Source organism: Pseudomonas sp. SDO5215_S409 (assembly GCF_054071325.1).
The window spans coordinates 57,723-65,622 of the sequence record NZ_JBSVWN010000033.1 but is presented as its reverse complement, the minus strand read 5'-3'; the positions used below and the strand labels follow the sequence as shown (position 1 = coordinate 65,622).

General features: G+C 62.5%; 5 protein-coding genes. 2 read left to right on the top strand and 3 right to left on the bottom strand.

Annotation, left to right across the window (positions count from 1 at the left end):
• Positions 1 to 1,172 (top strand): D-alanyl-D-alanine carboxypeptidase/D-alanyl-D-alanine endopeptidase (dacB, locus tag ACW9H9_RS17645; protein ID WP_457344348.1); only part of this gene is annotated, 1,172 nt, incomplete at its 5' end.
• A gap of 40 nt (positions 1,173 to 1,212) precedes the next feature.
• Here dacB and ACW9H9_RS17640 read toward each other — a convergent pair.
• Together ACW9H9_RS17640 and rlmKL are read right to left on the bottom strand one after the other, a co-directional pair.
• Entirely contained in the window at positions 1,213 to 3,594 is a 2,382-nt protein-coding gene (locus ACW9H9_RS17640; protein WP_457344349.1) for a sensor domain-containing diguanylate cyclase, read from the bottom strand.
• 118 nt (positions 3,595 to 3,712) lie between these two features.
• The gene (rlmKL, locus tag ACW9H9_RS17635; RefSeq protein WP_457344350.1) at positions 3,713 to 5,983 is read right to left on the bottom strand and encodes a bifunctional 23S rRNA (guanine(2069)-N(7))-methyltransferase RlmK/23S rRNA (guanine(2445)-N(2))-methyltransferase RlmL; all 2,271 of its coding nucleotides are present in this window, start codon (positions 5,981 to 5,983) and stop codon (positions 3,713 to 3,715) included.
• A 533-nt stretch (positions 5,984 to 6,516) separates the two neighbouring features.
• Between rlmKL and rmf the strand changes: the two genes are divergently transcribed.
• Positions 6,517 to 6,732, top strand: a complete 216-nt coding sequence (gene rmf, locus ACW9H9_RS17630) for a ribosome modulation factor (protein WP_002553055.1) — start codon at positions 6,517 to 6,519, stop codon at positions 6,730 to 6,732.
• Between the two features lie 119 nt (positions 6,733 to 6,851).
• Here the strand turns inward: rmf and ACW9H9_RS17625 are convergent, their stop codons facing one another.
• Complete coding sequence (locus ACW9H9_RS17625; protein ID WP_457344351.1) at positions 6,852 to 7,877, bottom strand: quinone-dependent dihydroorotate dehydrogenase; 1,026 nt, start codon at positions 7,875 to 7,877, stop codon at positions 6,852 to 6,854.
• Between the last annotated feature and the right edge of the window lie 23 nt (positions 7,878 to 7,900).

Below are 7,900 nucleotides of genomic sequence, written 5' to 3'. Positions count from 1 at the left end.
GGCAACGGGATCGGCGTATTTCACCATATTTGGAAGTCTTCTTCAGGATTTCCCTCAAGGGCGGCGGCGACCCCAAGCTGAACATGGAAAAACTCTGGCTGCTGATGCGCGACCTGCGTGCCAACGGCGTGCAGCAGGTCACCGGCGACCTGGTGCTGGACCGCAACTTCTTTATCCCGCCGCAATTGCCGGAGTTCAATGACGACGGCAATGACGAGAACAAGCCGTTTCTGGTCAAGCCCGATGCGCTGATGGTCAACCTCAAGGCCCTGCGCTTCGTGACGCGCAATGATTCGGGCCGGGTGCTGGTGTCCGTTGAGCCACCGATTGCCAGTATTCGCATCGACAATCAGGTGAAGGTGTCCAACGCCAAGCAGTGCACCGGCGATGTGCGCTACAGCCCGGTGACCGCCGCCGATGGCAGCGTGACCGTGACCGTCAGCGGCCAATTGGCCGATGGCTGCAGTTCGCAGACGTATCTGTCGCTGCTCGATCACGCGACCTACACCGCAGGCGCCGTTCGCGCGATCTGGACGGAGTTGGGCGGCAGTATCCAGGGCCGCGATATCCAGGCGCCGGTGCCGAAAAACGCCAAGGTGCTGGCTCGCGCGTTCTCGCCGGACCTGGCGGAAATCATCCGGGACATCAACAAATACAGTAACAACACCATGGCCCAGCAGCTGTTCCTGAGCCTGGGTGCGCAGTTCCGTACCGACGCCGATGGCGACGATGCCAAGGCGGCCCAACGCGTGGTGCGCCAGTGGCTGGCGAAGAAAGGCATCACCGCGCCTCACCTGGTGATGGAAAACGGTTCTGGCTTGTCGCGCGCCGAACGGGTCAGCGCCCGCGAGATGGCGACGATGTTGCAGGCGGCGTGGCGCAGCCCGTATTCGGCGGAGCTCATCAGCTCGCTGCCGATTGTCGGCACCGACGGCACCATGCGTAAACGCCTCAAAACCACGGCGATGCGCGGCGAGGCGCATATCAAGACGGGCACCTTGAACACCGTGCGGGCGATTGCCGGGTTCAGCCGTGACAACAACGGCAACACCTGGGCGGTGGTGGCGATCCTCAATGACAGCAAGCCATGGGGCGCGTCCTCGATTCTGGACCAGGTGCTGCTGGAGCTGTATCGCCAGCCAAAAGTCGCCGCGCCAGAACCGGTTCTGTAAAACCCAGCCACACCCTGCGGGCGCAGGCAGTCAGCACAAATCAGGCTGGCTGCTGCGCCTGCACCCGGTCCCGCCCCGCCTGCTTGGCGGCGTACACCGCGGCATCGGCGCGCTGTAGCAGGCCGTCATTGGCTTCATCGACTCGCCAACTGGCCACGCCAAAACTGGCCGTCACCTGGCCAACCTGCGCCATGGGCACATCACGCAGCGATTGCCATAACACCAACGCCAGGCTGTAGGCTTGGTCGCCATCGGTGTTGGGGCACAGCACCATGAACTCCTCGCCGCCAAAGCGGCAAAACACATCGGTACGACGCAGGCGCAGGCTGATGCGCTGGCACAATTCCTTGAGCACCTCGTCCCCGACCCCATGACCGTGCCGGTCGTTGATGCCCTTGAAATGATCAATGTCGAACATGATCACCGACAGCGCACCGGCCACGCGCCGCACGCGGATCATCTCGCTCTTCAAGCGGTCCTGAAAATAGCGCCGGTTATGGATCCCCGTCAGCGAGTCGGTGACGGACAACGCCCGCAGCTCTTCCTCGACACGTTTGAGATCGGAAATATCCGACAGGTAGCCATGCCACAACGTGCCACCGCCAGGTAACTCTTCCGGCGTTGCTTCCCCGCGAACCCAGCGCAGCCCGCGCCGGGGCAGTTGCACCCGGTATTCTTCGCGCCAGTGGCTCATTTGCAGGGCCGACAGGCGGATGGAGGCCCGCACCCGTTCGGCGTCCTGCGGATGAATGCGCTCAAAGGCGTGCAGGGCGTCCTGCTGCAACAGCCCCAGTTCGACTTCATAGATGTCGCGAATGCCATCGCTGGCGTACAAGAACCGCGAGTCGCCGTTGGACTCGACCACATATTGATAGATACCGCCGGGCACGTGGACGCTGAGCTTTTTCAACAACCGGTCCCGCGCTGCCAAGGCTTCATAGGCACGCTTTTGCTCGGTGACATCCAGGCAGATCGCCAGGTGCCCCACCCACAGCCCGTGCTCGTCCAACAGCGCGGTGGCCAACATGTTCACCGTCAACTGGCTGCCGTCCTTGCGCACCAACGTCCATTCATGGGCTTCGTGCAGGGTGTCGCCCGCCGCCACCAGCATCGCCTCGGCGGGCGGGATGCGCCGGCCCAGCGCACTGTTGAGGTACGCGGCCCGCGCTTGCAGCTCGGGGGCCAGATGCAGGCTTTCGAGGGTCAGATGGCCCATTGCCTCGTGGGCCGTATAGCCCAGCATGCGCTCGGCGCCCGCGTTGAACGTGGTGATGACTCCCCGCAGGTCGATGGCGATGATCGCCACTTGGGTGGCGGCATTGAGCACGCTGCGCAATTGGCCGTGGGCACCGCGCAGTTCCTGTTCGCGCTGGCGCAATTGGGCGGTGCGCTGGTCCACCAGTTTCAAGGCGCGCTGACGCTGGCTCACCAGCATGTAAAGCAATGCACTGAGCAGCAGGCTGAGCAACCCGCCCATGGCCGCCAGGGTGAACAACGAAGAATGGTTGCCTTGCAAAAAGACCTGGCTGGGTTGCAGCTTCAACGCATACAGGTGATCGCCAAGGGTCAGCCGCCGCTCCGCCACCAGGTCGCTGTCGGCCACCAGGTTGCTGGACGCGTACAACACGCGCTGCTGGGTGTCGGAGGTGTCGACGATTTGCGTCACCAGGTTGTCCCGGTCCGGCTTGGGCAGCCCTTCGGTGAGCAGTTGGCGCATGCTGATGACCGCCATCACGTAGCCATAGGGCGCCTCGCCCGCGTTGCGACTGACCGGCGCCAGCAACAGCACGCCCATCGCGTAGGCAGGCTCCACCCCCACCAGTTGCATGGGCTGGGACACGGTCATTTTTCCGCTTTTTTGCGCCCGCTCTATCGTCGAGCGCCGCAACGGCTGCGCCAGCAAATCAAAGCCCAGGGGCGAGCCGAGAATGCTCTGGGTCTGGCTGTAGACCACCGGCACATACTCGTCACGCTCGGTGGCCGGGGCCAATTCGCCGGCTGCATTGAGTTCACGGATGAAAAAATCGCTGCCCCGGTCCTGCGTGATCGGCTGCTCGAACGCGGCGCGCTGATCACGCAGCACCCGCGGCGCCCAGGCATAAGCGCGGGCCCGCAACAACAGCGGCTGCGCGAACCCGTCGAACTCCTGGCGGGACACATGGCTGGAGTTGACAAAAAAACGCTGCAGCCCGCCCAGGCGTTGTTCCTGGTCTTCAAACCGCTCTTGCAGGCGGCTGTAGCGCTCGTTGACCAACAGCTGAAAACGCTGGTGCAACTGCTGCTGGTACAGATCGGAGGCGGCCCATGCGACCAAGACCGTCAGCACACTGCCCACCAGTAGCACGGTCAGCGCCACGAGCCAGGCCGAGACTTGCTCACTGATAAAGCCGAGAATTTTCGGGCGCACGACGTGCAACGGCATAGGCATTACTCGAAATGCCAGCGTGCAGGGGCTGTCACTTTGGCTGGTGCGTAGTTATATGGCCGGCGTAAAAAAGCCGCAAGCCCGGAATCATTAGGCTTGCGGCTTTTTGGGGCGATCAGCGTGCGGTGATTTTCCACGCCCGGTGGATCTTGGCGTTGCGCGCAAAGTCCGGGTCCAGGGTCTTGTCGCTGATTTCTTCGACGGCGTAGCGCGCGCTCAGGTTGTCTTCCAACTGGAACTTGCGAAAGTTGTTGGAGAAGTACAATACGCCACCCGGCGCCAGGCGGGCCATGGCCAGGTCGAGCAACTGCACGTGGTCGCGCTGCACGTCAAACACACCTTCCATGCGCTTGGAGTTGGAGAAGGTTGGTGGGTCGATGAAGATCAGGTCGAATTCATCGCGGCTGGCTTCCAGCCACGCCATCACATCGCCCTGCTCCAGGCGGTTCTTGTCAGAGAAGCCGTTGAGGGAGAGGTTGCGGCGCGCCCAGTCCAGGTAGGTCTTGGACAGGTCCACGCTGGTGGTGCTGCGCGCGCCGCCCTTGGCCGCATGCACACTGGCGGTGGCGGTGTAGCAGAACAGGTTGAGGAAGCGCTTGCCGGCCGCTTCTTTCTGAATGCGCAGGCGCATCGGGCGGTGGTCCAGGAACAGGCCGGTGTCGAGGTAGTCGGTGAGGTTGACCAACAGCTTCACGCCGCCTTCGGCCACTTCAGTGAACTTGCCTTGGGCGCTCTGGCGTTCGTACTGCTTGGTGCCGCTCTGACGCTCGCGGCGCTTGACCACCACGCGGCTCTTGTCGACGTTCAGCGCCTGGGGAATGGCCGCCAGGGCATCGAACATGCGCGCGGAGGCTTTTTCCGGGTCGATGGACTTGGGCGCGGCGTATTCCTGCACATGGACCCAGTCGTGGTACAGGTCGATGGCCATGGAGTATTCCGGCATGTCGGCGTCGTACACGCGGTAGCACTCGACGCCTTCGCGCTTGGCCCATTTGCCCAACTGCTTGAGGTTCTTTTGCAGGCGATTGGCGAACATCTGCCCGCCTTCGCTCAGGCGCGCCTGCTCGATCACTGGGGCCGGGGCCGGAGTGGGTTTGATCGGGTTACCGTTTTTGTTGAATTTAGGCGCTTGCGGCTCGTTTGGCGTCTCGTCGTAGGCAGCCTGCTCGCGCTCGGCCTGGCGCTGCTCGGGGGTGCGGCGCTCGCCGGTGACGAACTGGTCGGGCGCTACCTTGATCAGCAGCAGCTTGCACGGCAACGCGCCGTTCCAGAACGAATACTGTTTATGACTGCGAATGCCCATGCGCTTGCCCAGGTCCGGCGCGCCGGTGAACACCCCGGCTTCCCACCCCAGGCACGCCTGACGCAAACGCTCGCCCAGGTTCTGGTAGAGGTAGAGCAAACTGGCTTCGTCGCCCAAACGCTCGCCGTATGGCGGGTTGCAGATCACCAGGCCTTTCTGGTTCTGGTCCGGGCGCGGCTCAAACGTGCCGACTTCGCCCTGGTACACCTTGATCCAGTGGCTCAGGCCTGCGCGCTCGATGTTGTTGCGGGCGGGCTGGATCAGGCGGGGGTCGGCCTCGTAGCCGCGAATCCACAGCGGCGGCTTGGCCATGCCGATAGCGGCACGTTCGCTGGCTTCTGTGTGAAGTTTCTTCCACAGCGCCGGGACGTGGCCGAGCCAGGTGGTGAACCCCCAGAGTTCGCGGTTGAGGTTGGGGGCCATGTCGGCGGCGATCATCGCGCCTTCGACCAAAAAGGTGCCCACGCCGCACATCGGGTCGCTCAGTGCCCCGCCTTCAGCGGCGATGCGCGGCCAGCCGGCACGGATGAGCACGGCGGCCGCCAGGTTTTCCTTGAGCGGAGCGGCGCCTTGCTGCAAGCGGTAACCGCGCTGGTGCAGGCTGTGGCCGGACAAGTCGAGGGACAGGATGGCTTCGCCACGGTCCAGGCGCAGGTGAATGCGCAGGTCCGGGTTGATTTTGTCGATGGACGGGCGCTCGCCGGTCGGGGTGCGCAGCTTGTCGACGATGGCGTCCTTGACCTTCAGCGCGCCGAAGTGGGTGTTGTCGATGCCCGAGCCATGGCCACTGAACTCCACGGCCAGGGTGCCGTCGGGCACAATGTGGTCTTGCCAGTCGATGTCCAGCACGCCGTGGTAGAGGTCTTCGGCGTCTTTCATGGAAAAGCGCTTGAGCACCAGCAACACGCGGTTGGCCAGGCGCGACCACAGGCACAGGCGGTAGGCGGTTTCCATGTCGGCGGTGCCACGCACGGCCGAGGTGTGCTCGCGTGCGTCCTCAAGGCCAAGCCCGACGGCTTCCTCGATCAGCAGGCCTTCGAGGCCCTTGGGGCAGGTGAGGAAGAGTTCGTAACGGTCCGACATGGGTATTCCCGGCTTTTCAGCAATTTAAGTGAACGGGCGACGCATCGCCCGTTCGGTTTTCAATCAAGCGCTTTTCTTGAAGAACGCTCGTGTGGCACGAATGTGCCGTCCCACCCCGAGTAATGGCCTTTTGGGCCTTTATTTACGGGGCAGATCAAGTATTTGATGCAACAAAAAGAAACATTGTGACCCTTCGTCGAATAATAACCGACTGCAACGGGCGGGCATTCTCACTAAAGGATTAAACCCATCTTCTTTGCAGGGCACATCATAGCTGGGTTTGCCAGACAAAAGGGGCGAAAAGCCAGCCCAGCTTATGGCTATACCATCACTCCTGTTACGTGCTTATTACAAAACGGTCATTGAATCCATGTGACCTATTGGTTAGAACTCAACACAGGTTGACGCCGTAACGGCGCCGACACAGTGCTCGCCACGCCGGCAGCGAGCACACCAACGGCAGACAAACTCTGCCTGGCCTTGGAGCAAGGTCAAAGGATATCTAGACAGTCAACAAGTGAGGGAAACACCCTATGAGAAGACTTAAGCGTGATCCGTTGGAAAGAGCATTTTTACGCGGATATCAATATGGCGTTCATGGCAAATCCCGTGAGCTTTGCCCATTTACTCTACCGTCGGTACGCCAAGCCTGGATCAACGGCTGGCGCGAAGGACGCGGCGACAACTGGGACGGTATGACTGGCACTGCGGGCATCCACAGACTCAACGAACTTCACGCCGTCGGCTAATCAAGGGCTTTTAATTCCGACATCACCACGAATATGTAACGACTTACCATGCGCGCCCCATCCGGGCGGCGGGCTTCGGCCCAGGGGCTCCTCAAGGAGCCCTTTTTATTGCCCGCCTGTCACGCTTTTGGCAAGGCGGCGATCGCGTCCACCGACTGGCGGATCAACGCCGGGCCCTTGTAGATAAAGCCCGAATACAGCTGCACCAGGCTGGCGCCTGCGGCGATTTTCTCGGCCGCGTGCTTGCCTTCGGTGATCCCGCCCACGGCGATGATCGGCAAACGGCCTGCCAGTTCGGCCGCCAGCACCTTGACGATATGCGTGCTCTTGTCGCGTACCGGCGCACCCGACAAGCCGCCCGCCTCGTCACCAAAGGCCAGGCCTTCGACGCCAACGCGGCTCAAGGTGGTGTTGGTGGCGATGACCGCGTCCATCCCCGATTCCAGCAGGGCCTGGGCCACTTGCACGGTTTCTTCGTCGCTCATGTCCGGGGCGATCTTGATCGCCAGGGGCACGCGCTTGCCATGGCGCAGGGTCAGGTCTTCCTGGCGCTGGCGCAGGGCTTCGAGCAACTGCTTGAGCGACTCGCCAAACTGCAGGCTGCGCAGGCCCGGGGTATTGGGCGAGCTGACGTTGACAGTCACGTAGCTGGCGTGGGCGTAGACCTTGTCGAGGCAGATCAGGTAGTCGTCTACCGCACGCTCCACCGGCGTGTCGAAGTTTTTGCCGATGTTGATCCCCAAAATACCGCGATACTTGGCCGCCTGAACCCGCGCCAGCAGGTTGTCCACGCCCAGGTTGTTAAAGCCCATGCGGTTGATGATGGCCTCGGCTTCCGGCAGGCGGAAAATCCGTGGCTTGGGGTTGCCCGGCTGAGGGCGCGGGGTCACGGTGCCGATTTCGACAAAGCCGAAACCCAGCTGCGAAAACCCGTCGATGGCCGCGCCGTTCTTGTCCAGGCCTGCCGCCAACCCGACCGGGTTGGGAAAGTCGAGCCCCATCACCGACACCGGCATCTTTGCCGGGGCCTTGCATACCAGGCCATTGAGCCCCAGACGGCCACCCGCGCCGATCAGGTCCAGGGACAGATCGTGGGAGGTTTCCGGGGAGAGTTTGAACAACAGCTGGCGGGCCAGGGTATACATGGGCGGGCTTGACTCGGATGGCG